Source organism: Maridesulfovibrio bastinii DSM 16055 (assembly GCF_000429985.1).
Taxonomy (GTDB): domain Bacteria; phylum Desulfobacterota; class Desulfovibrionia; order Desulfovibrionales; family Desulfovibrionaceae; genus Maridesulfovibrio; species Maridesulfovibrio bastinii.
On sequence record NZ_AUCX01000008.1, the window covers coordinates 133,895 to 159,477 of the forward strand.

The 25,583-nt window shown below is 39.0% G+C and carries 26 protein-coding genes and 1 pseudogene; 12 read left to right on the forward strand and 15 right to left on the reverse strand.

Features of this window, described 5'->3' with window-relative positions; genetic code table 11:
* Window positions 1–5: 5 nt before the first annotated feature.
* Window positions 6–1,079 (reverse strand): BMP family ABC transporter substrate-binding protein, encoded by a 1,074-nt coding sequence (locus G496_RS0103850; protein ID WP_027178122.1) that lies wholly within the window; start codon window positions 1,077–1,079, stop codon window positions 6–8.
* Window positions 1,080–1,182: 103 nt separating this feature from the next.
* Window positions 1,183–1,671: a xanthine phosphoribosyltransferase gene (gpt, locus tag G496_RS0103855; protein WP_027178123.1), complete on the reverse strand. Its 489-nt coding sequence runs from the start codon at window positions 1,669–1,671 to the stop codon at window positions 1,183–1,185.
* A 588-nt stretch (window positions 1,672–2,259) separates the two neighbouring features.
* Between gpt and G496_RS20380 the strand changes: the two genes are divergently transcribed.
* Both G496_RS20380 and G496_RS0103865 read left to right on the forward strand, forming a co-directional pair.
* On the forward strand, window positions 2,260–3,168 hold the full coding sequence (locus G496_RS20380; protein WP_169725729.1) for a GGDEF domain-containing protein: 909 nt from the start codon (window positions 2,260–2,262) through the stop codon (window positions 3,166–3,168).
* A gap of 14 nt (window positions 3,169–3,182) precedes the next feature.
* On the forward strand, window positions 3,183–5,144 hold the full coding sequence (locus G496_RS0103865) for a S9 family peptidase (protein WP_051294814.1): 1,962 nt from the start codon (window positions 3,183–3,185) through the stop codon (window positions 5,142–5,144).
* Here the strand turns inward: G496_RS0103865 and G496_RS0103870 are convergent.
* The 4 genes from G496_RS0103870 to G496_RS0103885 all read right to left on the reverse strand — a co-directional run bounded on the left by G496_RS0103870 (window position 5,121) and on the right by G496_RS0103885 (window position 9,286).
* A complete protein-coding gene (locus tag G496_RS0103870; RefSeq protein WP_034632294.1) occupies window positions 5,121–6,554 on the reverse strand; it encodes an FAD-dependent oxidoreductase in 1,434 nt (477 codons plus the stop codon). The two genes, G496_RS0103865 and G496_RS0103870, sit on opposite strands and share 24 nt — an antisense overlap.
* A 2-nt stretch (window positions 6,555–6,556) precedes the next feature.
* Window positions 6,557–7,516: a glucokinase gene (locus G496_RS0103875; protein WP_027178126.1), complete on the reverse strand. Its 960-nt coding sequence runs from the start codon at window positions 7,514–7,516 to the stop codon at window positions 6,557–6,559.
* 168 nt (window positions 7,517–7,684) lie between these two features.
* Window positions 7,685–8,548: a motility protein A gene (locus G496_RS0103880; RefSeq protein ID WP_027178127.1), complete on the reverse strand. Its 864-nt coding sequence runs from the start codon at window positions 8,546–8,548 to the stop codon at window positions 7,685–7,687.
* Window positions 8,549–8,560: 12 nt separating this feature from the next.
* A complete protein-coding gene (locus G496_RS0103885; RefSeq protein WP_027178128.1) occupies window positions 8,561–9,286 on the reverse strand; it encodes an OmpA/MotB family protein in 726 nt (241 codons plus the stop codon).
* A 239-nt stretch (window positions 9,287–9,525) separates the two neighbouring features.
* Here G496_RS0103885 and G496_RS0103890 point away from each other — a divergent pair, with 239 nt between their 5' ends.
* From G496_RS0103890 to G496_RS18750, 3 genes are all read left to right on the forward strand, one after another.
* Entirely contained in the window at window positions 9,526–10,125 is a 600-nt protein-coding gene (locus tag G496_RS0103890; RefSeq protein WP_027178129.1) for a Maf family protein, read from the forward strand.
* Window positions 10,126–10,364: 239 nt separating this feature from the next.
* On the forward strand, window positions 10,365–10,706 hold the full coding sequence (locus G496_RS0103895) for a hypothetical protein (RefSeq protein WP_027178130.1): 342 nt from the start codon (window positions 10,365–10,367) through the stop codon (window positions 10,704–10,706).
* A 17-nt stretch (window positions 10,707–10,723) separates the two neighbouring features.
* Window positions 10,724–11,011 carry a hypothetical protein gene (locus G496_RS18750; protein WP_051294815.1) on the forward strand — a complete coding sequence of 96 codons (288 nt, stop codon included), beginning with the start codon at window positions 10,724–10,726 and terminating at the stop codon, window positions 11,009–11,011.
* 106 nt (window positions 11,012–11,117) lie between these two features.
* Here G496_RS18750 and G496_RS0103905 read toward each other — a convergent pair whose 3' ends face one another.
* A complete protein-coding gene (locus tag G496_RS0103905; RefSeq protein ID WP_027178131.1) occupies window positions 11,118–11,717 on the reverse strand; it encodes a hypothetical protein in 600 nt (199 codons plus the stop codon).
* Window positions 11,718–12,290: 573 nt separating this feature from the next.
* Between G496_RS0103905 and G496_RS21615 the strand changes: the two are divergent.
* A pseudogene (locus G496_RS21615) lies at window positions 12,291–12,404 on the forward strand (hypothetical protein); the annotation flags it as partial.
* Here the strand turns inward: G496_RS21615 and G496_RS0103915 are convergent.
* The 4 genes from G496_RS0103915 to G496_RS0103930 all read right to left on the reverse strand — a co-directional run bounded on the left by G496_RS0103915 (window position 12,395) and on the right by G496_RS0103930 (window position 16,135).
* Entirely contained in the window at window positions 12,395–12,976 is a 582-nt protein-coding gene (locus tag G496_RS0103915) for a transglutaminase-like domain-containing protein (protein ID WP_027178132.1), read from the reverse strand. The pseudogene G496_RS21615 and the gene G496_RS0103915 overlap by 10 nt on opposite strands.
* A 151-nt stretch (window positions 12,977–13,127) precedes the next feature.
* Window positions 13,128–13,931, reverse strand: a complete 804-nt coding sequence (locus G496_RS0103920) for a sulfotransferase family protein (protein WP_027178133.1) — start codon at window positions 13,929–13,931, stop codon at window positions 13,128–13,130.
* Window positions 13,932–14,265: 334 nt separating this feature from the next.
* Window positions 14,266–15,075, reverse strand: coding sequence for a ZIP family metal transporter (locus G496_RS0103925; protein ID WP_027178134.1), 810 nt, complete (start codon window positions 15,073–15,075; stop codon window positions 14,266–14,268).
* 772 nt (window positions 15,076–15,847) lie between these two features.
* The gene (locus G496_RS0103930; protein ID WP_245577859.1) at window positions 15,848–16,135 is read right to left on the reverse strand and encodes a Nif11-like leader peptide family natural product precursor; all 288 of its coding nucleotides are present in this window, start codon (window positions 16,133–16,135) and stop codon (window positions 15,848–15,850) included.
* A gap of 197 nt (window positions 16,136–16,332) precedes the next feature.
* Between G496_RS0103930 and G496_RS0103935 the strand changes: the two genes are divergently transcribed.
* From G496_RS0103935 to G496_RS0103950, 4 genes are all read left to right on the forward strand, one after another.
* On the forward strand, window positions 16,333–16,554 hold the full coding sequence (locus G496_RS0103935; RefSeq protein ID WP_281171249.1) for a ferredoxin family protein: 222 nt from the start codon (window positions 16,333–16,335) through the stop codon (window positions 16,552–16,554).
* A 561-nt stretch (window positions 16,555–17,115) separates the two neighbouring features.
* Complete coding sequence (locus tag G496_RS18755; protein WP_169725730.1) at window positions 17,116–17,541, forward strand: MarR family transcriptional regulator; 426 nt, start codon at window positions 17,116–17,118, stop codon at window positions 17,539–17,541.
* A 65-nt stretch (window positions 17,542–17,606) separates the two neighbouring features.
* Window positions 17,607–18,182, forward strand: coding sequence for a flavodoxin family protein (locus tag G496_RS0103945; RefSeq protein ID WP_027178137.1), 576 nt, complete (start codon window positions 17,607–17,609; stop codon window positions 18,180–18,182).
* Window positions 18,183–18,190: 8 nt separating this feature from the next.
* Window positions 18,191–18,970 carry an MBL fold metallo-hydrolase gene (locus G496_RS0103950; protein WP_027178138.1) on the forward strand — a complete coding sequence of 260 codons (780 nt, stop codon included), beginning with the start codon at window positions 18,191–18,193 and terminating at the stop codon, window positions 18,968–18,970.
* 60 nt (window positions 18,971–19,030) lie between these two features.
* Here the strand turns inward: G496_RS0103950 and G496_RS0103955 are convergent, their stop codons facing one another.
* A complete protein-coding gene (locus G496_RS0103955; RefSeq protein ID WP_027178139.1) occupies window positions 19,031–20,638 on the reverse strand; it encodes an autotransporter outer membrane beta-barrel domain-containing protein in 1,608 nt (535 codons plus the stop codon).
* A gap of 449 nt (window positions 20,639–21,087) precedes the next feature.
* On the opposite strand from G496_RS0103955, the gene G496_RS0103960 reads away from it, so the two are divergent.
* Window positions 21,088–21,471, forward strand: coding sequence for a YybH family protein (locus tag G496_RS0103960; protein ID WP_027178140.1), 384 nt, complete (start codon window positions 21,088–21,090; stop codon window positions 21,469–21,471).
* A gap of 156 nt (window positions 21,472–21,627) precedes the next feature.
* On the opposite strand, the gene G496_RS20385 is transcribed toward G496_RS0103960, so the two are convergent.
* From G496_RS20385 to G496_RS0103980, 3 genes are all read right to left on the reverse strand, one after another.
* Window positions 21,628–22,542: a glycosyltransferase family 2 protein gene (locus tag G496_RS20385; protein WP_051294816.1), complete on the reverse strand. Its 915-nt coding sequence runs from the start codon at window positions 22,540–22,542 to the stop codon at window positions 21,628–21,630.
* A gap of 54 nt (window positions 22,543–22,596) precedes the next feature.
* On the reverse strand, window positions 22,597–23,808 hold the full coding sequence (locus G496_RS20390) for a glycosyltransferase family 92 protein (protein WP_051294817.1): 1,212 nt from the start codon (window positions 23,806–23,808) through the stop codon (window positions 22,597–22,599).
* Window positions 23,809–24,039: 231 nt separating this feature from the next.
* Window positions 24,040–24,744 (reverse strand): hypothetical protein, encoded by a 705-nt coding sequence (locus G496_RS0103980; RefSeq protein WP_027178142.1) that lies wholly within the window; start codon window positions 24,742–24,744, stop codon window positions 24,040–24,042.
* A 310-nt stretch (window positions 24,745–25,054) separates the two neighbouring features.
* On the opposite strand from G496_RS0103980, the gene G496_RS0103985 reads away from it, so the two are divergent.
* The gene (locus G496_RS0103985) at window positions 25,055–25,477 is read left to right on the forward strand and encodes a GNAT family N-acetyltransferase (RefSeq protein ID WP_027178143.1); all 423 of its coding nucleotides are present in this window, start codon (window positions 25,055–25,057) and stop codon (window positions 25,475–25,477) included.
* The last annotated feature ends 106 nt before the right edge of the window (window positions 25,478–25,583 follow it).

Here is a 25,583-nt window from a genome sequence, read left to right on the forward strand (position 1 = left end):
ATTCACTATTCCGTGGTTCCGACAACGCCCTGAACAAACCAGGTCATGCCGAGAAGGTCTTTATCAGCCATAGTAGTTCCGGCCGGAACCTTAACCTTTCCATCCTGACCATTAATAGGTCCGGTAAAGACATGGAAAGAACCATCTACAATCTGCTTTTTAACAGCATTGACTTTATCCTTGACGGACTGCGGCACTGCAGAGCTCATAGGAGAAATACCTACAACACCCTTGTCCATTCCTTCCCACAGGGATTTTCCGCCTTTCCATGTTCCGGCACGAACCTGCTCAACAGCTTCCTTCATAAGCGGGCCCCAGTTCCATACAGCTGCTGTAAGGTGGGCTTTCGGAGCCATGGAGGACATATCTGAATTGTAGCCGATTGAATATTTGCCACGTTCCTGAGCTGCTTCCTGCGGTCCGGGGGAATCCTGATGCTGGGCAATTACGTCTGCATTCATATCAAGAAGGCTGATAGCGGCGTCTTTTTCAAGAGCCGGATCATACCATGTTTTACTCCAGACAACTCTTACTTCAGCTTTAGGATTAACTGACTGTACACCGAGGGTGAAAGCGTTAATACCGCGAATAACTTCAGGGATAGGATAAGCTGCAACATAACCGATAATATTGCTCTTGGTCATTGAACCTGCAACGATACCGGTAAGGTAGCGGGCCTGATACATGCGTCCGAAATATGTGCTCAAATTTTTTGTGGTCTTGTAACCGGAGCAATGCATGAAGGCTGTTTTAGGAAATTTTTTAGAAATTTTAACCATTGCATCCATGTAACCGAAACTGGTTGCAAAGATAATATCGAAGCCTTTACGTGCAAAATTCTGAATAACACGTTCAGCATCAGTTCCTTCATGTACGGATTCTACATAAGCTGTCTTGAGCCATGGCAATGGATCAATAGCTTTACGTCCGAGATCCTGTGCATAGGAATAGCCTGCATCTCCAACAGGAGAGACATAAACAAATCCTGCTTTAACTTCTTTTTTCTCTCCAGCAAAAGCTGCCGAAGCAAGTACTACTGATAAAATTGTCACAATGATGAAAAACATAAGTTTACGCATCATCTTACTCCTTGAAAATTGAACAAATTCGGCCCCTCCGGCCTGCCTCAATCCTCTTCGGGAAGGGCCAACCCCACCCCCGAATAAAAAAAACTTATGGATATCAGGACTCAGAGTTCTTGATTATCGGCTGCACAAACTGTGTTTCAGCATCCCATGGAAAAAGAATCCAGGTATCCTGACTGACTTCAGTTATATATGTGTCAACCAGCGGACGGCCTTCCGGCTTGGCATAGACAGTCGCAAAATGAGCATCGGGAACCATATCCCTGACAATTTTAGCAGTCTTTCCGGTATCGACAAGATCGTCCACAAGCAGCCAGTTTTTGCCGCTGCCTTCAAATCCTTTGAGAACCGTGGCTTTTTTAGTCTGCGTTTTCCAGTCGTATGTTGAAACGCAGATAGTGTCTATAGTTCTTATATCAAGTTCTCTGGCAAGAATTGCTGCCGGAACAAGTCCACCTCTGGTAATTGCCAGTATACCGTCAAAAGGACCTTTATCCAGCAATCGCCATGAAAGAACACGACAATCTCTTTGTAATTGTTCCCAGGAAACAGGGAATGTTTTTCTATACCTGTCAGCCCCTGACACACATTTCTCCTTCAGATGAATAAATATAAAAATTAACCTGTCGGGCAATTATCAGAACATCTTGAAAAGCTGTAAACACAAGCTTTGTTCAAAATTCAACATTCTATAAAAGAATGGTCCTGCCACTACTCATACCAAGCGGTCTTCCACCCGGCAGATTGTTGAAAAAAATTAATCAATCATTTTGAAGGACGAGACCCTATCTCAAGGATTCTGACAGGGCAACATAAAAATATACTCCAAAACAGTTCAGCCATTTTGTTCATACAACATTAACCCTATGCCGGTCAAAACCGGAAACATGATCCAGAGTTTAACATAATTAAAATCAGCATAAGCTTTTTATTAAAAATTCTGATTTATGTTTTGAAAGCAGTAGAAGCAAAATCATCATCGTGTTATAGACTGAATATGAATAATTATAAAACAAAAAAGAACTTTTCTGCCGTGACATTCAAACTTGCTTTATGCTTGTGCCTTGCAGCAATCTTTTTATTTCATAATTCAATTATAGAACAAAATAATTTCAACGTTTTTGAACATGATATCAATCTATTGCATATAGAAACATATAAAATAATGATTTCCATGATCAATAATACAGATAGTATTCAGGAAGAGGCTGACAACTTCAACAAAACTCTCCATGAAATTATGCTGACAGCTAAAAAGGAAGACTTTCTTAATAAAACTGTTTCAGAACAGACAGATTTGAATAAAGTTGCAGCAGACTTTCTTTCAAAAGTTTCAGCTATAGCCATTGGCACTGATAATTTCGAAAAATTAAAATTAAAACAGAATATTGAAGAAAAAATTGAAGAAGTACATCAAAATGCCAAAAATTCATTTACACGCCGAATAAAAATGACCGCAAAAGCAGGTTACGCAATACTCATTGCTATATGCCTTCTCATGGCTGTTCATTATTATTTTTCCTTTACTCCATTGCGTGACCGACTCAAAAAGCTGATAAATGATAAAGATAAAGCGATGAGAACAATGAGAGAAATGTCACATCGTGATCCACTGACAAATCTACCCGGAAGAACAAAATTTTATGAAGAGAGTCAAAGGGAAATTTCAGCTGTTGACCGTTATGGAACTGATCTGTCTATTCTTAAACTTGACATAAACGGTTTTAAAGAGATTAATCAGACCCATGGACAACAGGTCGGCGATAAAATTCTAAGTGAACTATCAAGGCTTCTGCGTAAGAACCTGAGGCGTATTGACAGTCTCTACAGATTGAGCGGAGACAAATTTATTATTCTTGCCCCTCATACCTCAGGAACAAACGCCCACAATCTGGCCGACAAACTAGGACAAATTATCGCTCAAAATGATTTCACAGGCAAAATCAACATTACTGCAAACTTCGGTATAGCCCATTGCCAGCCCGGAGATGATTCAGATGCTCTCTTAAAAAGAGTTGATTCTGCCCTAATAACCTCTAAACAAAATGGCCCCGGCAATATATCCTTTTCGATTGACACCTGAGCCAATACCCTAAAATGACAAATAAAAAAGACTTCTATCAACCTGCTTATACAGGAATGCTACTGCTTTTACTTGTCCTGCTGACATCATGTGCTGGACAAAATACAGCCACAGAAACCCCAAAAGAAAATGTACCGATAATTCCCCTGAAAACATTTTTTAAAAATCCGGGTAAAGCAGCATTTACCATCTCACCTGACGGAAGCACCATAGCATGGCTTGCCCCGTGGAAATCACGGATGAATATATTTGTTAAAACTCTTGGAGAGAGCAAAGCACATAGAATAACATCCAGCACCAATAGAGATATTTCCGGTTATTACTGGGTCGGAAACAAGCACATTGCCTATGCAAGAGATTTCGGCGGAGATGAAAATTTTCATACCTTCTGCGCGGCGATTGACGGATCTGAAACAAAAGACCTGACTCCTTTCAAGAATACCAGAACCGGACTGGTTGATGATCTTGAAAACGACGACAGTCATATTCTTATTGAAATGAACAAAAGAGATCCCAGAATATTTGACGTATACAAGGTCAACGTGTTGAACGGTAAAATAAAAATGGTTGCCAAAAATCCCGGCAACATCAGTGGCTGGATGACAGATAATGACGGCCGGGTAAGAATAGCAATTGCAATTGAGGGTACAAACAATGTTATTCTTTACAGAAAAAACGAAAATGAAAAATTCAAACCAATAATCAAAACGGACTTTAAAACATCTTTTGATCCCATCTTTTTCAGCTTCGACAACAAGGATTTATATGTCTCAACAAACATCGGTCGTGATAAGACCGCAATCTATCTTTTTAACCCAGATACAGCAAAGCTTGAGCACCTTATTTTTGAACACCCGGATGTAGATGCGGACATCCTGCTTCGCTCAAAAAAAAGGAAAGTCATAACCGGAGCAGGATATTATACCGACAAAATGCATCTGGTGCTGTTTGATAAAAAAAGGGAAGACATACAAAATTTTCTGGAAAAGAAGCTTAAAGGATACAGCGTAGTCCTAACCTCTCGCAATCGTGATGAAAATCGTTATATTGTCAGGACTTATTCCGATAAAAGCCACGGTGCAGCATACCTTCTGGATTATCCTTCCATGAAACTGACAAAGATAGCTGATGTCAGCCCTTGGATTAACGAAAAGATGATGTCTGACATGCAGCCAGTTTCTTTTGATGCCCGTGACGGTCTCAAAATTCATGGTTACCTTACATTGCCGCTATATGGCAGCCGCAAAAATATTCCTGTGGTAATTCTGCCTCACGGCGGTCCCAGTGCCAGAGACATGTGGGGATTCAACCCCGAAGTACAGTTTCTTGCCAACCGTGGAATGGCCGTTATGCAGGTCAACTACCGAGGCTCTACAGGATATGGTAAAAATTTCTGGAAAGCCGGCTTCAAGCAGTGGGGTCTGAAAATGCAGGATGACCTGACCGACGCAGCGCACTGGCTTATCAAGAAAGGAATTGCCGACCCTAAACGTGTCGCTATCTACGGGGCTTCATACGGTGGGTATGCAACTCTTGCAGGACTAGCTTTCACCCCGGATCTTTATGCCTGCGGAGTTGATTATGTGGGACCATCAAATCTATTCACCCTGCTCCAGACTATTCCTCCCTATTGGGAACCGGCAAGAATTCAAATGTACGAAATGATCGGTAACCCGGTGATAGATAAAAAACTTTTACGAAAAGTATCACCTGTTTTTCATGCCGATAAAATCAAGGCTCCACTTTTCATAGCACAGGGAGCAAAAGACCCCAGAGTAAAAAAGGATGAAGCAGATCAGATAGTCAACGCTCTAAAAAAACAGGGAATCAAAGTAAAATACATGGTCAAAAAAAATGAAGGGCATGGCTTCCACAACGAAGAAAACAGGTTTGATTTTTATCGGACTATGGAAAAATTCTTTGCGGCACACCTTGGAACAAGAAGTGAAGAATTATCTGCCCCTGTAGGAAAATAACAACTTTAAAATTTTACGGATACCGGGCGAGAAAATTTTCTCGCCCGGTAAAACACCGGCAATTTTCTTATTGATTTCAGAATAAGTAGGATACGGATGGATTGCCCCGGCAAGAGTTGAAAGACCAACCTTGCCATTTAAGGATGAAATCCATTCTCCAAGCAGTTCTCCTGCGTGATGCCCAAGAATCTGGACACCTAAAACTTTACCCCTGCGCCCTAGCAGAAGCTTTATTATTCCTTCATTGCGACCTTCTGTTACGGCCCTGTCATTCGATAAAAAATCTTCTGTTATAACTCGATATTTCAGTCCGTCTACTCCGGCCATTTTTTCATTGTATCCGATGCAGGACAGCTCCGGTTCACAATAGGTGCACCTTGGCATCCAATGATAATTAACTTTTCGTGGAATCCTGAAAACAGCATTCGCTATGACAATTCCTGCTTCATACCCCGCGGCATGAGTGAACATGTGCTTACCGACAACATCACCGGCAGCATATATATTCCTGCTGGATGTTCTCATGTAACTATCAGTGTCTACCCCGCTGCTCGAAAAACGCACTCCGGCATTATCCAGCCCAAGTCCGGAAGTGTTTGCAGTTCTGCCCATTGCTACAAGCAGAGAATCTCCAGAAATAACTTCAAGCCCGGCAGTTTTTTTTATAATAACTTCAACCAGCTGCCCGGAACTGCGTACAAGTTCAATATTTGAATCCAAGTGTAAATCAACACCTTCTGAGACAAGAATATCACCAACCATCCCGGCAATGTCCTCATCTTCCCTGCTCAGTATCTGCCTGCTGCGCTGAATAACTGAAACTTTGCTGCCAAGACGCACAAAAGACTGCGCCATTTCAACAGCAACAGGACCGCCACCAAGGATCAAAAGATGCTGTGGCAGTTTATTTAGAAAGAACATGTCTGAAGCAGTATTATACGATATATTTTCCAGACCGGGTATACTGGGAATTTTCGGAGAGCTTCCTGTTGCAATCAGCCATTTTGCAGAACTGAACGTCTTATTTTCAACCTGCACATTATTCCTGTCCAAAAAAGAAGCATTTCCGGCAAACACATCCACCCCAAGAGAGGTGAACCTTTCCACTGAATCATGCAGCTGTATTTTTCCGATAACATCTGAAATTCTCTGCCTGACGGCGTTGAAATCAACGGGTAACTGCTCAACTTCCGGCAGGCCCAACTTATGGGCCTCAGTAATCAACTTTCGGGCATTAGCCGTTGCTATCAAAGTTTTACTGGGGACACATCCACCGTGAAGACAGTCTCTGCCAAGCTGCTCCTCTTTATTAATAAGAAGAGTCTTAACTCCAAGCTTTGCAGCCCCTGCGGCAGCAGTCAGGCCGGCCGCCCCAGCACCGATAATTCCAAGATCATAGTCAAATGACATAATCACAAACCACGGCAGAGCCTTAGGTAGCCTCTATAAGCCGCACCATAAACTCCACTGTTCTGGTTATCGTTTAAAAATACAGGAATAGTGCATAAGAAGTCATACATTTTTTCAGCGTTCCTGAACTCTTTTAAAAATTCGGGATGCTCACATACATAAGGATTTTTAGCCGCAATTCCTCCGGAGATAAAAAGTCCTCCTGTGGACATCACGGACAAAGCGTAATTCCGGCAACTTCTGGCATAAAGTCTTGAATACCATTCCAGCGTTTCACCGCCGGCCGCCATTTTTAGACCGATTTCTTTAGGGGATAAATCCTCTCCGGTTAAAAAAAGATGAAGAAGCTGGAGTCCTGTTCCGGTCAGCACAACGTCTCCATAACAATATGAAATATTTTTTTTGATGCGTATAAATTTTCCAAAATCAATTTCATCTTTACCTTCAAAAGCAAATGAAGCATGCCCAGCCTCCGAAGGTACTGCAATATATCCACCGTTTGAGACCGGAACCAGCGCACAATGCCCAAGGCCTGTTCCGGCTCCGACAACACCTACAGCACCGGAATAATCCACTTCCGCATCCTGCACGGACTTTATATTTTCAACGGCAGCAGTTCTACAGGCATAAGCCTGTGCCACAAAATCATTAATTACAATTGCCGTGGCGAAGCCATAATTTTTATTAACAATTGTATCCACTCCCCAATCCAGATTTGTGGCTTTGCAGACGGCCTCATTTTTTACCGGCCCGGCTATGGCAATAACCAGAGCATCAAAGTCACCCCCGGAACAGGGGAAATTCTTAGATTTCAATTCAAGAAGAAGTTCGTCGAACGATTGAACCGCAAGGCTTGAAAGCCACAAACTATCTTTTAAGTGCAGATCCCCATCATTCTCGGCTTCAAAGACAGCAAATCTGCTGTTTGTGCCGCCGATATCAACTACAAAAATTTTTTTCATCCCCTACCCGCATTGCTTAATATAAATTTGTTTATTTATAATTTAAAAGTACACCAGATTTTTTTCAAGCGCATCAACTAAAGGTCATCTTTCACAGGTATGACACAAAAAGCGGCACCTGAAATTCAGATGCCGCTTTTACTAAATTTAAAAAGATACAGCTATTGACTATGAGGCCTTAACCAGTGGAACCTCATGCAGGATTGTATCCTTCTCAGCTTTCTCTTTCTTTTTCATTTTTATGTAACGTCTGGTCAGCTTTCTGAGTTCTTCAGATTTCTGCTCACGATCCTCAGGACTAAGGAAAGCAATAAGCTTGCGCTCCAGTTTAAAAGGATTCTGTTCCTGCTTAATGGCCAGAATTCCTTCAAGAATCATTTTTTGGTTTATAAGCTCATTTCTGGTCCTGTGCCTGATATTTTCAGCAATCGGAGCAAAAATCATATTGCTTAATATTACACCATAAAGAGTTGAAATAAAAGCAATTGGGATATGTTTTAATATCACTTGAGGATTTTCTATACCCATCAACAACCCAATAAGACCTATAACCGATCCGGCCACACCGAATGCCGGAGCAAATCTGGCCATTGTGTTGAAAATCCTTTCACAACCCATTCTGCGCATATACAAAAAGGACATTTCCGTCTTGAGGCAGTCTTTAATTTCTTTTTCATCAAAATTATCAACAAGCAGCATCAACGCATTTTTAAGAAATGGTAACTCTGTTTCCTTTCCGGCCTTCTCAAGGGAAAGCATTCCATCCATTCTGGATTTAACGCTTAAACCTATCAGGCTGCTCACAACCTCATCACGACTAATTTCCTCGTCAGCATAGCATACTTTGGCTGTTTTAACTGCGGAGGCAATCTCTTCATAAGGATAACTGAGCAATAAGGAAGCAGCCACACCGGAAAGGACAATGGCGAGTGCGGCAAAATTCCAATACATAGCCAGCCCGCCGCTAATCCAGAAACTACCGGCGAAAACCAGACCTGCTGCCAATATTCCAATTAAATTCTTTTTATTCATAGCCGGTCTCCTCTAAGAATCTTTGTTTCCGGTATTTAAAATATATATTTCCACCCTACGGTTGTTTCCTGACACTTTCTGAACAGCTGACGGTAACTCCGGCTTTGTGGCCCCCCTGCCGCTCACCATAAACCGTCCGGGGTCAATTCCCCCGAATCCTATTAAATATTCAGCAACCTTTGCAGCCCGATCTGCTGAAAGCTCAAATGCTGCGGTTCGTCCGATTTTTGAAATATCAGTGTCATCACAATGACCAATGACATGTATAGCGTGTCGATTAGTTTCCAGAATGCCAACTATTTCATCAAGATACTTGCGTGAGATACCATCGAGTTCAACTTTTCCGGGTGCAAAAAAAGTATCGCCGCGCATGACGATTTTTACTTCACCGTCATCACCTGTATTTACGCTGACCGCACCGGAACTACTGCGAAAGAGCGATTGCTGTGGAGGAAGCTCAACCTTGCTGTCCGGTGAAGCCCCGGCTCTATGCATGGAAATACTGTCAATAAGACTGTCCACGGGACTGCTCGAGACACCACTTTCAGCGTTACCGCTGAATATGACTTTAATGTTCTCTTTGGACTGGCTGTAAATAAACAGCACAACAAAAAGAACAAACATAACCATCATCAAGTCAGACCATGGCACTGACCAGTCATTTATACCGCCAGAAGAAGATTCAGATGAATCCAGTTCTGCAAGGCCGAGTTCTTCTAAAAATTTATCATCACGCATCATATTCTCCGCACAACCTGTATGCTGTTTGATGTTATTGACAATCATACAGCAAAGCATGTGCCATGCACGATAACTTTAGTTAATAACTATATTTTTTGGTTTAATAAGAGTGGAAATCTAAAGAAAGCGTCAAAAAAATGATAAGAAATTCCCGAGAATTTACAGTTGTTCCATGGAGACAAATAATCTACTTATCGAAATACAAAAACACATGAATAATTAAAGGTGACAACTATATGATATTTAAGACAATGAAACCTTTCATCCTAGCTTCCGGTTCACCAAGAAGGAAAGAACTGCTGGAAAACACTGGAATAGTCTTCACAATCCACCCTTCCACAGAAGCAGAACCGGAACCGCAACAAGGTCAGCTCCCCGAAGAATATGCCAAGAGCCTAGCTCAAGCCAAAGCTGAAAGCATTTTCTCGCAAATGCCCGGAAACTATGTTCTGGGTGCGGATACTGTCGTGGTTGAAGGTCAAAATATTCTAGGAAAACCCACAGATAAAAATGATGCCCTCAGAATGGTTTCCTCATTACTGGGGAAAACACATAAAGTTATAACCGGATGCGCAATCATAACGCCTGACGGAGAAATAAATAAATTCCATGCGATAACAGAAGTTGATTTCATCAACTGTGATACAAAAATTATAGAAGCCTATGTAGCAACTGGAGAATCATACGACAAAGCAGGAGCCTATGCGATTCAGGGAAAGGGAGCCTTTCTGGTAAAAGAAGTCAGAGGCTCATACTCCAACGTAGTTGGGTTGCCTTTGGCGAAAGTAATAGAAACCTTAGTATCTTACGGAGTTATCGTTCCGGGAGATGGATAAAGATTGTACATTCGGGGTGTGTTACTGCGGTGGGTATCAAGGAATGCACACAATTAAAACTCAAGATTACATGAGCCAACGAACTTATTCCGATGGAACCTTGTAGTCATTCATAAATTTTCTTTGGTAAAAAAACATTTTTGCACTTCAATCTCATTCGTTTAGATGTTGACCTTTTTTTGTATATAGATTTATTATTTTTTCAGTAAAACCACCACACATATTCCCTAGAGGTAAAAGTGAAAAAAATAATATTTTTGGCTTGCTTATTACTAATAATATCTCTCTTTGGATGTTCAACTCTAGCATTAAAATCTAAAAGCCAAGACATGCATAATATGACAAATGATCAGTTAGTTGAGTTTTATTATGAACTTAATGATGCTATAGCAGATTTAGATCGAGACTTAGATTCAGTTCATAGCACTCCTCACCGTGTCACATTTTCGCAAGCAGAAGCTACTGGACAGGCAGTTGGTGATGGTGCTGTATCTGGATACTATAAAGGACAAATTAATAATTTAACCCGTGTCAGACGTAATGTTTTAATGGAAATGCGAAAACGAAACATCCAACCTTAATCTATTAGGATTTCTTAATGTTTGGCATAGGTGGACCTGAACTCAAAGCTCTTTTCGCTCTATTACTTTATTTTATTCCAGCCATATGGTCATCAAAAGTAGCTAAAGCTAAAGGTCGTAGTGGATTTGTTTGGTTTTTTATTGGATTACTGTTTTGTCCTTTGGGTGTAATCGCTGTGTACTTAGTACCAGCCAAAGCTGGTGGTGATTATATAGACTGTCCATATTGCGCTGAAACAATCAAAAAACAAGCAATCGTCTGTAAACATTGCCATAGAAATCTTGTCGATGCTTCACAGGATTAAATATATCTGATAGATAGCCCCAAATAATAATGCCTATTTTTATGATCTGTTTTAGGTCACTCGTTTTTATCTAGCATCAAAGATAACTGGCTGAATATATTTTTATTCAGTATGCATTTTTAACATAAATATACTTTTGCATTGCATAGTCATGTGGATATTTACGGACTGCTTTATTTTTTGCTGCATTATTTGGAATTTGTGACATATAATTTTTTGCAGCTACTTGTTTATCATATTCATATTTTTGCATTGTATAGTCATACGGATGTTCTCTAAATGATATTCCCTTAACTTCTTCGTCACGTGTTGTTTTCATATAATTTTTTGCAGCTACTTGTTTATCATATTCATATTTTTGCATTGTGTAGTCATACGGATGTTCTCTAACTGAGAATACCTTAACTTCCTGGTCACGTGTTGTTTTCATATATTTTTTTGCAGCTACTTGTTTGTCATATTCATATTTTTGCATTGTATAGTCATACGGATGTTCTCTCTTAGCAATATCAAAGATTTCAATATCTCGAACACTCCTTAGGTAATTATAAGCTACAATCTGTTTTTTATAAACATATTCTTGCATTTGTATGTCATTGGGATATTCTCTTTTGGCAAAAGCTCTTATTTCACTTTCTACAGATGTCGCTAATACGCAATTTGCAAAAAACAAAAAAACAAAACAAGTTAATAGTAACTTTTTCATAAATCCCTCATGAAAGACATCATAAATTTAAACTTAGTGTATAATACTTATTACACCGTTACCATATTAATTGTCTAGTGTAGCCATACTTCAAATTATAACCAACACCTCACCACCATAATAACATTTAAGCTTGGCATCCCCCCTCGCCCACAGGATACCCACCAAATTTTATCACCAAAATTTGAAGGAGAATCTTTATGGCAATCCATTGCAATCCACTGTCTCAGATGCTCTATTCGCATACCAGAAAACAGGCTCTTAAAGATATACACCTGATCAACATAACAGAACAGGCCAAGCAAGCCTGATTCAAATTTACTGTAACAGTTTTACGTACCCTGTATGGAGGATACATCAAATCACATACCGAATTAGCCGACTAAGGCTAAAGCATTGAAGGCATGCTCCATGACTTGTTTACTATCTGCTTATGGGTAAAGATTGTACATTCAAAGTATTTTACTAGGATGGTTTCTACTTGATTCCGACTGTGAAAAAACGATATTTGAGCTGAATAAAAACAAATTTAAGGCTCAGTTTAAATTTCTAATTGATTAAAGGGCAACGGATTTATTCGGACGATTAGGTGGAGAAGAATTCGGAGTGATTTTGCCAGAAATATCTAAGGAACAGGCTATAATGGCCGCAGAACTAAAAGAATATTTTTACACACATCATAAGTAAACAAGCTCAATATCAGGTAAATTTTCATACACGGCATCATAAGTACTATAAGTTTCCAAGACTTTAACAACTAAAGGATGAGGATCGGGCCAGATTTCAGGTAAATCAGCTTCTTCTTTTAATAAAGTTGTAAAGGCTAGTTGCTCAATCGGAACTTTAAATTGAGCGTCTATACCTATTTTATTGCCACGAGGATCAACCCGATACCAGCCATGCTTTTTTAAATATAGCGCAACAAGACCATGCAGACAAAATGGGGCTCCATCACCTTTAAGACTTAAACGCTGATAGCAAAGTCCGGCAGGAATATTACAAGCCCTGAGGATAGCCACAAGAAGGTGACTTTTAGCATAACAATACCCCGTCCCATAACGAAGGACATCGGAAGCCTTGCAGGTCACTGGATTCATAGAATAATCATAACTATGCCTGATATTGTCTCGAACCCACTCGAAACACCTTTTAGCAATGTCCTCATCATCAATGTGAGATCCCCTGAGATTTTTTGACAGGTCTGCCACACCCTTATCATGAAAGTTAATATACTTTGTATTGTCCAAATACTGTTGCATGAAACTCACTCCAAGATCAATCATGGATATTTTGTAGTAGGAATAATATACTAGGTAAACCAGTTGCACCCCACACACATATCCCCAACAAGAAGCTTAAAAAGATAATGCTTCCTACCATATAACCAGTACGACACAGTAAAAGGTACTTCTACTTTTCCAAAAGTAATTTAACATACCCGGAAAGCTCTTTTTCAGGAATGTGGTCCACTTGTAAAAGTTCCCAATCTGTATAGCCGAGGCCTTGCAGAACTGCACGCTGCTTGCCGAAATATTCTACATCTTCCGTAGTAAAGTAACGCTTCCAATTATTAAATGTTCCTGTTCTAAAAGTATGGGCGTACTTGTCGTCCACAGTTCTGTTTCCAGAAAGTTCCATGTTCAGATAGTTGGACAGAGCTTTGGTATCACCAGTGATATAATCCTCATATTTCAAAATATGGTGATGTACATCTATCCTTTTGCAGAAAGGAAAAAAACCTCCATTAAATGAAGACACTTTCGACATACTGCTAGTTAAGTTCACATGGAAAAGAGAATCAAAAAAATTACACATACTGAGAAAAGAAACCGAAGCCGGATTTTGCTCCTTTTTTTGTAAAAAATTAATCCAGGATGCAAACAGGCTTTTATCAGTGACCATGCGCTTCAAGTCAAAAGGATAATACAAAAGAACACTTATCCAAACATCCCGAGGATCTCTATGTATAATTATGCGTTTATCGAATTTCAGAGGAAAAGCATTATTAATAATCTTAGCAAGTTCCTGCTTTTTATTTACCCAATGATCAAAGACAATTTTGGTCACTGTATGGGCCGCTTCAGGCTTAATTTCAAAAGGCTCAACAGTTGTGGGCTCGAATATATACTCCACTTTTCCAGAGAGAGACTGAAAAATCTCTTGTGAAACAACTGTTGTTCCGGATTTTGATGTCCCAAGAATAAGAATGTTCATTTCTGAAAATCTTCCTTGAATGTATTTTCATCTGGGTATCTAAAAACGCCGCCAATAAGCCGTCAATAGCCACCTCAATCATTGGGGAGGCAAAATACTCACCAATTAGACGCATATGCTAAGGTCACGAAATAACACATAATTAGAAATTATACACATCCCGTAACATATAATCTAAAATTAGCATAGAGGAGGAAATATTCCAGAGTGGTAGTAATCATCGTAGGGAATAACTGTAAATTTTAGAATGCCAGCCCTTACAAATGTTAATAAAGCACAATAGGCACCGAGAGATCAATACACATAGGACTTTTCAATTTTACGGTAATATACCCTACCCCAGCGCAACATCGAGAATCATCATTACTGCGAAACCGACAATACAGCCCATGGTTGCCTGATCTCCGTAACCGGAGGCCTGAGATTCCGGGATAACTTCTTCGACAACAACAAAAATCATAGCTCCTGCGGCAAATGCCAGTGCATAGGGTAAAATTGGTCTAGCTATTATGACTGCCGCCGCACCGATAACCCCGGCGATAGGCTCGACAAGACCTGAACCCTGACCGTAAATAAAACTTTTCATTCTTGAAAAACCAGCTCGGCGAAGTGGAACTGAAACTGCTGTTCCTTCCGGAAAATTCTGAATACCGATACCCATTGCAAGCGCAATTGCACCGCCGATGGTGGCGGAATCATATCCTGCTCCGACAGCTCCGAAGGCAACGCCGACAGCCAGTCCTTCCGGGATATTATGCAAAGTAATGGCAAGCACCAGAAGAATAGAACTGTTCCAGCTGGTTTCAACTCCTTCAGCTTCCGAACGTGGAGCGTTGATATGCAGGTGCGGCAAAAATTTATCAACCAACCTTAAGAAGACTGCCCCCATGACAAATCCAACCGCAGCCGGAACAAATTTTAAAGCACCCATGTGCTCACTCATTTCAATAGCCGGAGCAAGCAACGACCAGTAACTTGCAGCAATCATTACCCCAGCGGCAAAACCGAGCATTATATCCAGCGTCCGTTTGCTTATATCCTTACCGATAAATACCACAGCTGCTCCAAGAGCAGTCACTCCCCATGTAAACAAGGTCGCTATCAGAGCCTGCATTACAGGCGAAAGAGTCATAAAATAATCCACGATCAACCTCCTGAAAATATTAAAAACATCGAGGCACGTTTTAAGTGTAGTATGCTTTAATTATGTTTAAAGCACAAACTTTCAAGATTAATATCAGTGCAATAAATATCAGGACAGCAATATTTGCTTGGACGACACTCTACCATCCCGAAGACCGTAAAGCATTTTCAGAAGCCTTACCCACCAATTTTGATGACCAATCAGCAAAAATTTGATGATCAATTTTTAGCTTCATTATTGTAGCTAACTACTAAAATAGACCTGATAAATTATTTTTTAAAATAAAATTAACCACCTTTGGGATGCAGTGAACTATTTCCGTATGTCGATTTTGTTTGAGTATGCCCTCATAGTAAACAATTAGCTAAATCCTCATAAAATTAGGAAATGACATCTTCGTTCACTATAATTATTTTGTAGAATTGAGGGTTGTTATTTAGATAACTGATGGGATCATTAGCCACGGCATTAAAATACAATAAAGCTGCATATACGTTTTTAAGCCCGTAATTCGATGAATATTACAAATTCAGGACCTCAACTAAAAATATAATGAATTTTAGACTTAAAAACTTGCTATGGCGAGCTGCTAAAGACTCTCAATGTGAAAAAATACAGACAGGCAGAATAAACAGAAGGCTATTGTTTGGCAGGTGCGAAAAAAGCAGGCTGATTTTTAAATATTATAACAATTCAGGGTTCTTAATACAAAAAATTGTTATTGCTAGCTCTCAAGTAGAAAATGAGAGCCAGCAATGCTCAAAACACAGTTCTAGGCCCACCAGATCGAACGGGCAGGAGGGTTGCCGAACGTTGTGAAGTCATCACCAGACTCTTTAAGCACTTCGTCCAACTCTTCGATTGTAAAATCGTAACCATCCTCAATAGCAGCTGCCACAAAGGCTTCTTTAGAGGGAATGGCGTTGTACTTAGCCTTTACCTTTTTATTCTCTCCACCTGTGGTAAGCAGACGCTCAACTTCTTTTTTAGACATAACTATGCCCCTTGTAAGCAACAAAAATAGAGGTATGGCTTTTGGTGCGCAGAAAAATAGACGCACGTTTAGCCTGACTTAGCCGATAAAATTCATTTACATTGGAGAGTTACTTATAGTCAAGCTACACTTTTGTCTTGTAGTTTAACAATTTTAGCATCAGACATACTTATAAAGTTTCTAATGTATATAATTTTCATCTAAAAAATATATATTGCATGTTTTAATTGACATAATAATACAATGCTACAACAATACAAAACATATTTAATCAATATCATCACGTTAAAGGAGAAAATATGCATAAAATAGACCCTGAGGAATGTCAGTTTTGTGGAGCATGTCAAAGCGTCTGTCCTGCTGATGCTATAGTACACCCTGATAGAAAAAACTATTATGAGATAAATGATAACTGTGTTGATTGCGGAGCCTGCGAAGACGAATGCGGCTTCAATGCAATAAGCACAGATAGCTCAGCAGAATAGTTTTAATCAGCTTGGCATACTATTACAAAAAGGCCTAATGAATTAAAAACGGCATTTAAGTAAATTAAATGCCGTTTTTAATTGCGCTAAAATGCATAAAATTTAATAAACCAACAATGCCATCATATAACTTTAAGATATATACCAGCTAATGTATCTCATTTGATAATTTTTATAGCTTAAATATTCTGCAACACTTAGCCCCTACCATATCGACCATCAGGTTCGATTATTGTGGTACTGCTTCAATTAAAAATTATTTTAGGCCATACGATTATAATATTAGATTGAATATAGTTTAACAAAATGCTCTTACTATAACCATCCCCATCTTTTCTTAAACCTCACGGACTTTACGAATCCTCACCACGAGCAAGACTAAATCCAACAAAATAGCCCGCGTCTAGAAAAACTTTTTAGAGTCATAGAGACTTTTATACCCCTCCTAATTGAATGACAAAAGTGTATCTCAAATTTTGTCTTGACTTTTTGTTAGGTATACTTACAATAATTCTTATGAATAAACTGAGAAACAATTTTGAAGAGGTACAGTGTACCTTGATGGATCTGGTTGATACTATCAATGCGCAACACAAGGGAGGTGTTGATTTCGGAACAGGACAGCGACTTTACCCTGCGGAAATTCATACCATTGAAGCAATAGGAAATTATCCAGAGATCACTGTTACAAAGCTTGCAGAACTTATGGCTGTCTCCAAACCGACTATATCTGAACGCATTAACAGATTATCTCGAAAAGGACTCGTCAGCAAAATAACCCTAGCTGATAACGCCAAAGCAGTCCCGCTGATATTAACAGAATCCGGAAAAGTTGCTCTCAAAGGACATGAGATGCACCATCAGCGAATGTTCGATCTGTTTGTTCAAAAGTACGGAGATGATGCTGAAGACATTCTGAATAGATTTTCTTTCGCTTTTAAAGAAATGCGTAAACTTGCAGAAGAATTCAGCTGTGGTGATATTTAAATATAAGTTGGACTGATTTTTTTTAATATTTTTGTTAGGTCTACAAACAAAAAAAGGAGAAGCACATGAAAGTACTGAATCTTTACCATTCACAGACACAAAACACATTAAAGGTTGCGGAAACGATTGAAAAAGCTGCAAAGGATGCCGGTTGCGATGTCAAAACAATGCAAGCAAAGCCGGGAGCAGATAGCGTGCAGCTCCTTGAGTATGATTTAATTTTTATCGGATCTGGAGTTTACGCATGGCTACCCGGAAAAGCGATGATTGAATGGCTAGGTGAACGCGCCAAGGAAAACATGCAGGAGTTTGGAGGGACTGGCCTTTTTAAACCGGGATCACCGCGCTTGTCCGGTAAGTATTATGCTGTCTACTGCACCTTTGGCGGAAGTCATACCGGTATCAATGAAGCCATCCCAGCGGTTAAATATATGGGCCAACTGTTCGACCATCTTGGTTTAACCAATGCCGCAGAGTGGTATATTCCCGGGGCCTATCACGTTCCAAAACTCAAGCACCATAATACCGAAGGAAGGCTGGGAGATATCAGTAACCGTCCAAATGAAAATGATCTGGCTTCCATTACCGAAAAGGTTAAAGGACTGATTGAATCACTGAAACCTTCCATTACCGCGGTTTAAGTAATGCTATGGTAAGCAAGATATCAATTCTGCCGATTTCAGACGGATATCATATTTATACTGAACCACGGGAACTCCTTTTCCCAAAAGTCAGTGCGGAAAACATTAAAAATATTCCAGCTCGAAGCAATGATTGGAAAGAGTGGAAAAGTCCTTATACTCCGACTCTGATTACGGATGGGGCACAAAAAATTCTTGTGGATACAGGTGCAGGGAAGCTGGTTCCAACGGCGGGCCAGCTTCACAACAATCTTAAAAAAGAGGGCGTAACCCATGAAGATATAGATACAGTTATTATCACCCACCTGCACCCGGATCACATTGCCGGACTTCTTATTGATGACAGTAAGATGATCTTCCCTAATGCCAACCTACTGCTGTCCGAAGTTGAATTGAATTATTGGAGCAGCAACCCTAAGCTTGATGAAATAAATATTCCTCATGAAATCAAGAAAATGATCCGTACCACAGCCGAGCAATTTCTGACGCGATATTCCAGTAAAATTAAAGCTGTTCCGATGGACTTCAAAATCACTCCGAATATAAAACTCTTTGCTGCTCCGGGGCATACTCCCGGCCACATTGGTGTAGAGGTGAACGATGGTAACAAATCAACTCTTATCGTTGGTGATGCTTTTCTGCATCCGCTCCATATCGCAAATCCTGGATGGACCGCCTCAGTGGATATTATCCCCGAAACGACCATTCGTACCCGAAGACAAATTATTAAACGCTTAAGAAATGAAGCATGTTCAATGTTAGGATTCCATTTGCCCGTCAGCATTTAAAAATTATAAAAATACGGCAACTATTTAGAATACAAATTAAATTGCAACGACACTATAAAACTAAGCTTTAATATATCGTCCTAAGCTATAGTAACGCTTATCTGATCCGGCATTAATGATGCTTGATCTAATGCGTGAAATATTGGTCTGATTATTTTTATTGTTAATGTTTATTTCACTCTGCCTTGAGACATCATATATTGATATGAAATTGTCACCGGACCCCAGTGTTACAGAGCTGTTATATTTAACACCTATAATATCCAAATCGTTATTTCCATTCCCTATAGTAAGTGAACTACTATCATCGACAGACCTTGATTTAATCTGATTATTACCATCACCTATTGTGACTGAACATTCATCTTTAATAAGCTCAGTTGAAATTTTATTGTTGCCGTCTCCAACCGTCATTGAGCTACCCTGCCAGACACTATCGGTATCAATCTCATTATTTCCATTGCCGATAATCACAGCACTTTGGTCACTAACACTTTGAATGCCAATTTCATTATTTCCATCACCAAATTTTATGGCACTGTTTTTCGTAACGTATACGGCATCCATAACATTGTTTCCGTTGCCCATAGCTATGGAACTGTTTTCACTCACTCTTGTAGTATCAATTTCATTGTTGCCGTCGCCAAAGAGAATAGAACTGTTTGCGTGGATACCGTTAGTTTTCAAAAAATTATCTCCGCTACCAGCAATCACGGAACTATTGTTTCGAATACCTCTGATATCCAACTGGTTATCTCCATTCCCTATTTTCACAGAGCTGCCATTCCAGACGTTTCCTATATCAATTTTATTATTTCCATCACCTAGGGTCATAGAGCTGCCCTGACCCAGGTTGTTAAATTCAACAGAGTTATCACCTTCTCCCATATCAACATGCGAAGCTGTGATATCATGTCCTCTCAAGCTGTCATTGCCAGGACCGGTAGCTATAGTATTTCCAGCAACACTCCGCGCTAGAATAATTTCATCATCACCATCCCCACCGCGTAGAGTCGCATTATCAGCAAAATTTATAATGGAATCGTTACCAGCTCCGCCATCAACTTCTGAACCACGTAAATTTATAAAAATATCGTCCCTGTCAGTACCAGTAAATGTATCCGTGGAATCTTTGCGCACAGTCTTATTACCAGAAGCATCATAAATATGAACTTCACCACTGCCCCGAAAGGTCACTGATACTCCACCATCATCCGTATCGGTAATGCGAGCATCATCACTAATCTCCAGATCAAACTGCAAACCACTGACGGTAGTTACAGTTGCAGAGTATGTATCCTCCACTCCGGCATCATTTCCAAATATATCTGGAGGTTGAATTTTGAGACTCACCGTTGTTCCCGAAGAAGACGAGACGCTGATTTCATCACTGCTACCTGAATCTCCATGGTTGTACCCTGCCATTTGCATCTCAAAAAAATTATGCAGAAACTCACTGGCATCCCAATCGGCACTCTTTTGGACCATCCCCTGCCATGAGTCTTGTTCTAACTTACTAAACAAATCTGCTCCATCAGCAGCATTTGCTATGGGCTGACTAAACAACAAGGAAGAAAAAGATGGAGAAGCATTCTGCTGTTCAGAACCTTTCCATGAATTCGTTAAAGAAAGTATCTTCTGGCTACAGGCAGATGTAATTTTCTGCATATCGTTTCTCCCATTAAGTATGTTCGTTTGGGATTATGCACCTTTTTCACCGAAACATTTTCCCCTCGGAAAAAAATACCGGCTTATAAAAATTTCTCATATTTAATAATAATTATTCATTCCAAATAATTATATCCAGCAGCCTAAAAAGGTCACAATCCAAAAGCTTTCTTAGCTAAAATCAAGCATTTTTTAGGCCAGAAAAGAAATTTGAATGAAGGGCTATAGCGCTTTCAGAGAAATTATTATTTTATTTATCATGTAAATAAACATGAACCACAACTATTGCAGAATGGGATCTAAAATTTTTACTTATAATTTCGAGCAATTGATTTTTTACAAATACGCTGCAATTAATTCTTAGCCAGCAAGCGGTACCGACCTGAAAAGAATAAACGCACTTGCGGCTAATTATTATAGAAAAAAACTCTAACCATAGGAAAATAAAATTGAACAGACATCCAGTTGAGATACAGATAGCAAAGGCTGATAAGGCAATAATAGCAGAAGACTTTGACACATTAATAAACATCTACACCGAAACAGCAGTACTGGTTGTGGAACCGGGTAGAACAGTCCAAGGCAGGGATGCCATTCGCAAAGCTTTTGAAGCAATAGCCCAATATTTTAAAAACGGACTTCAAGTAAAACAGAATGGGATGACTATTCTTGAATCTGGAGACACAGCTCTGGTACATGCGAACACTGTTATCTCCGCACCAAATCTACCTGAAACGGAACGTAAGGCCGTATATGTGTTTAACAAAACTAAAGATGGAACATGGCTTTGCTCCATAGATAATTCTTATGGAAACGATATCGTTAAAAATTAAAAAAGAGTAACAACACCAATCTAAGGCAATTGCTCTCGTGCAGTAGTTTCCAGCAAAACAAAAAAAGGATTGGACTCAAAAGCCCAATCCTTTTTATATTATGTATTAATTATTACTATTTTCATTTTCCCAACGATCAATGCTCTATCTAATACCTCACAGCTCATTATAATATTTGGTTATTATCTCTCTAGCTTCCTGTTTCGAGGAGTGATCGGTTTTATCGTTTTCTATAAACTTACGCGCCGCTTCCTGCCACTTGAGATTTATAGCTTCTTTTTCAGTATCAATTTTATGTATTATCAGACCGTCTTCAATCTGGGTTATATATCTTTTATCAACATAAAGACTTTTTAAACCGAGATCATATAGCAGCTCATTGACCATAAACAATCCTGTAGGGCTGGTCTGATCGTGCTGCCGCGCTTTTTTGAAATCAACATAACCTTCAATATTCCCATCACTGGTTCCAATGTGTTCTCCCCATGTAAAATCCGGAAAATACCCTCTTATCATATCAGAAAGATCAACTCTTAAAGTATAGTCTCCGTCTTCAACCCCGAATGAACCATATTCTTCATTCCAGTACCCCAGAGTTTCAAAAACCCTTTTAGGAATACAAAACAACCCTCCCGGATGTGACCCGTTTTTAAATAAAAGACGATCAGTGCCACTTATCAGAATTTCAGAATAATCTGTTTCGGAATTGAATATGGGGAAAGACAATAAATTCAGGCTCGAATACTTATTCATAAGGAAGACAAATTCTCTCAGCCAGCCTTTTCGCTGGATGACAATGTCATTATCAATCCTGATGTAATAGTCAGCAGGTTGTAAATCCCAGCCATAATTAGTTGAGCAGGAAGGCCCCATATTATCTTTAAAACGCACATGATTATGCACCAGATTCTTCTCTTTTAAATCATTCAAAACAGAAGAAGTTTCGTCAGAACTATTATTATCAACAACTGTCAGACAAAATGGGAATCCTGAATTTTTGTGCAGGGCCAGAATGGATCTCACCGTACAATCAATTCTGTTAAACGCAGTCATAGTTATATTAACAAGCATTCAGGAATCCACCATAATTCATTTTCAACATTTTAAATTTTAAGATACCTGTAATTAATTCTGTAAAGAATTATCCTTAAACAACGCCCTTACAGATTCTGGCACTTCGGCAGACTGTTTTTCAGCAACTTTAATCAAATCTTTTAGGTAATATTTCAATCCACTGCATAATTTAATATTACCGGTATATTTATAACAATAATATAAAATTATATATCCTTCCCACCAAAATCTATCCTTTAAGATATTTTGAACTACAGCTATAGACTTTTCTGCTTCACCTTTGAGCAACAGAGCTTCTGCTTTTAGCTGGGTGAGTTCCAAGTGATCAGGATGCAGCATTTCAGCCATCACAATCAATTTTAAAGCAAAATCATAGTATTTACGGCCTATAGCTTCTGAAACAGAATCTATAATTTCATACAGCTTCTTTGATTCCAGACCATGATTATTAAGTTCTGAAAAAACTTCGACTCTACCAAGTTTCATCAGCCTAGCTAATTTGGAAGCAAATAAAACAACACTTTCATCAGGTTCTTTTTTATATGAAATATGCCTGAAAAAATCTTCCCAAAGGTTTTCATGGGGCAGATCATCATGATTATAGTGCCAGCGATCAACTTTGTTCTGATACTCACGCTGACCCCGGTAGATGTAATGATTAAGCTGTATAAGCTGCGTGCTTACAGGGCTGTTGTTACCGTGAACAGGGATGTAGAATTCATTTACAGCATTACGACCTGCAACATAACTAAAAAAATGAGGGCTTAGATTCGCCCTTTCAACATACCTTGGCTGAACAATAGACTTGATAGTTGAATTTGGCATCTTATAAGTGACTAATTCTTTTAAATGCAGAGCGATTGGAACAGGCGGATTATTGATATAGCCGCTCGAACCGAACATAACCCAATTGATAGCCAGAGCGGCGTAGTCTTCATAGCAAACCAGTAAAGAGTGAATATTCTCATTCTTTTTCAGAACAATAAATTCATCAATGTCAATAAAAGCCAGCCATCTGAAATCAAAACCGTGATTATCAAGACAATGCTGATATGCCTGCTGCTGCGGGGAAATACCCTTTATTTCATAAAGCTGAACAAGGCCGCATTCTATATATTCTGCTAAAGTCTCGCGTAATGGAGTCCTGCTTTCATTGTCATAAATAATAAACTTTTCAACACCAGCCAACACATGAAACTGAATCCAATCTTTTATAAAATAATTCTCATCACGAGCTATAGCACAAATCCCGATATAGTTCATAAGTGGGAACTCCAATATCACGGCACAAGTTAATGATATAATGAATAATATTATTGAAGCTATACGGGACAATTAAAGTATAAGCAATAAGTACAATAAAATCGCACACTCAAATAGAGGTATAAGGAGATAGGTCAAGCATGTTTTCGAAATAAAATATGTCTGACAGAAAGCTGATAATAATTTGCAAAGATAATTATTAAAATTCAAAAAGAAAGGATCAAGCTCTAACTATCCTTGATGGTGGTTTCCTTCTATTGAAGCCATAACCATGGAGCATAAAAATATTTTATCCTTGAGGTCTACACCGTTATCAAGTGTTGTCACAGTTATAACGTATTCGTTTGTAAAGGAATTATATGTATAATCCGCATCTACTAAAATTTTTCCAGCAGTACTGTAAATAGACCATCCATCCTTGGTAGGATAGAAATACTTTTTACGCTTCAAATCTGCATCATAAAAAAAATAGGCATATTCTTCGGAACCATCATTAAGTTTTATTGATGTCTTTTCAGCGTATCCGGCTACCCCATTGTCTGCATAATGATAGGCATATCTGGTTGAAGTATAACTATCTGTTGTGCAAAGCTTTGGGGCGGAATCTCCGGTTTCACCATAAGAGATATTGAACACTTCGTCTTTACCGATCAGAAAAATAATCTGCCAGTCTAAAATACCTTTATCTCTTAAGTTACCAATATATTTATCTCCAACCCATACGGAAGGTTTCTGTATCCACTTATCAAGATCACCTTTTACTATAAAACTGTTTGAATTTCGCAGAAAATCTTCAGCCTGATCGTATGTTATATCAATGTCTCCAGATGTCTCACTTGACCAGTTAACAAAACTGTTTCCAATATACAGGACACCGATCAGAACAATCAAAATGCCCAAAAAAATTTCCCATATTGTATCAGAATTAATTTTCATCAGCAGACTCACGACTTCTCAATATTTATCGGCATTACAATTGGCATAATCTTAGATACTCACTTAATTAAATTTTTTAATCATATTTCACTTCTCAACTATTGTCTGTCGGTCAAAACACCTACATCTGTTTGAGCAATCGATAAATTATCCACTGGATAAATTTCTAGCACTAGCTATAGGCTTTCATTTTTAGATTCTTGGCTGTATTAATTAGAAGTTAACTCAAAGATGCAAGATGCATGATATTCTGTCTCAAATGCCTTGCTAAAAAACTTCCACAATAACTTAAAATATATTAAAAGAAATTATGAATATAAAAATTAAGAGTGACTGCACTGATATCGACTGGAACCTTGTAGTTGAAATTCTAAAAGCAGTCGGGATGGGTTATCATGAACCTGAAATTCATTCCAAGGCATTTAAAAACAGTCAGGTTGTTGTTTTCATCTTTGATGATGATAAGCTGATCGGCTTTGGAAGGGCTATTTCCGATGGAGCATATCAGGCTGCAATTTACGATTGCGCTATTCTGCCTGATTATCAGGGGCATAAACTTGGAGCATTGATAATTGATTCTATTTTAGAAAAATTAAAAGGATATAACATTTTATTGTATGCTTCACCCGGTAAGGAAGGATTTTATATCAAGCAGGGATTTAGTAATATGAAAACAGGAATGGCCAGATTTGTTAATGAAAATAAAATGCGTGCTAAAGGATTTATTGAGTAAGAATTCTCTACCAGAATATAAATATAGCCAGCTTAAACGCTGGCTTTTTTATTTATAAACGACTTTATGTATGATAAAGTTATAATGTATAACTGCTGGATATTCA

What these genes read in the sequence shown, in the direction of transcription:
- G496_RS0103880 (WP_027178127.1), bottom strand. Translation starts at nt 8,548, where the DNA reads ATGAATAAAAAGAATTTAATTGGAATATTGGCAGCAGGTCTGGTTTTC.
- G496_RS0103885 (WP_027178128.1), bottom strand. Translation starts at nt 9,286, where the DNA reads ATGCGTGATGATAAATTTTTAGAAGAACTCGGCCTTGCAGAACTGGAT.
- G496_RS0103850 (WP_027178122.1), bottom strand. Translation starts at nt 1,079, where the DNA reads ATGCGTAAACTTATGTTTTTCATCATTGTGACAATTTTATCAGTAGTA.
- G496_RS0103955 (WP_027178139.1), bottom strand. Translation starts at nt 20,638, where the DNA reads ATGCAGAAAATTACATCTGCCTGTAGCCAGAAGATACTTTCTTTAACG.
- G496_RS0103915 (WP_027178132.1), bottom strand. Translation starts at nt 12,976, where the DNA reads ATGCAACAGTATTTGGACAATACAAAGTATATTAACTTTCATGATAAG.
- G496_RS20385 (WP_051294816.1), bottom strand. Translation starts at nt 22,542, where the DNA reads ATGCTTGTTAATATAACTATGACTGCGTTTAACAGAATTGATTGTACG.
- G496_RS20380 (WP_169725729.1), top strand. Translation starts at nt 2,260, where the DNA reads ATGATCAATAATACAGATAGTATTCAGGAAGAGGCTGACAACTTCAAC.
- G496_RS20390 (WP_051294817.1), bottom strand. Translation starts at nt 23,808, where the DNA reads ATGAACTATATCGGGATTTGTGCTATAGCTCGTGATGAGAATTATTTT.
- G496_RS18755 (WP_169725730.1), top strand. Translation starts at nt 17,116, where the DNA reads ATGGATCTGGTTGATACTATCAATGCGCAACACAAGGGAGGTGTTGAT.
- G496_RS0103945 (WP_027178137.1), top strand. Translation starts at nt 17,607, where the DNA reads ATGAAAGTACTGAATCTTTACCATTCACAGACACAAAACACATTAAAG.
- G496_RS18750 (WP_051294815.1), top strand. Translation starts at nt 10,724, where the DNA reads ATGTTTGGCATAGGTGGACCTGAACTCAAAGCTCTTTTCGCTCTATTA.
- G496_RS0103985 (WP_027178143.1), top strand. Translation starts at nt 25,055, where the DNA reads ATGAATATAAAAATTAAGAGTGACTGCACTGATATCGACTGGAACCTT.
- G496_RS0103865 (WP_051294814.1), top strand. Translation starts at nt 3,183, where the DNA reads ATGACAAATAAAAAAGACTTCTATCAACCTGCTTATACAGGAATGCTA.
- G496_RS0103980 (WP_027178142.1), bottom strand. Translation starts at nt 24,744, where the DNA reads ATGAAAATTAATTCTGATACAATATGGGAAATTTTTTTGGGCATTTTG.
- G496_RS0103890 (WP_027178129.1), top strand. Translation starts at nt 9,526, where the DNA reads ATGATATTTAAGACAATGAAACCTTTCATCCTAGCTTCCGGTTCACCA.
- G496_RS0103905 (WP_027178131.1), bottom strand. Translation starts at nt 11,717, where the DNA reads ATGAAAAAGTTACTATTAACTTGTTTTGTTTTTTTGTTTTTTGCAAAT.
- G496_RS0103870 (WP_034632294.1), bottom strand. Translation starts at nt 6,554, where the DNA reads ATGTCATTTGACTATGATCTTGGAATTATCGGTGCTGGGGCGGCCGGC.
- G496_RS0103950 (WP_027178138.1), top strand. Translation starts at nt 18,191, where the DNA reads ATGGTAAGCAAGATATCAATTCTGCCGATTTCAGACGGATATCATATT.
- G496_RS0103875 (WP_027178126.1), bottom strand. Translation starts at nt 7,516, where the DNA reads ATGAAAAAAATTTTTGTAGTTGATATCGGCGGCACAAACAGCAGATTT.
- G496_RS0103920 (WP_027178133.1), bottom strand. Translation starts at nt 13,931, where the DNA reads ATGAACATTCTTATTCTTGGGACATCAAAATCCGGAACAACAGTTGTT.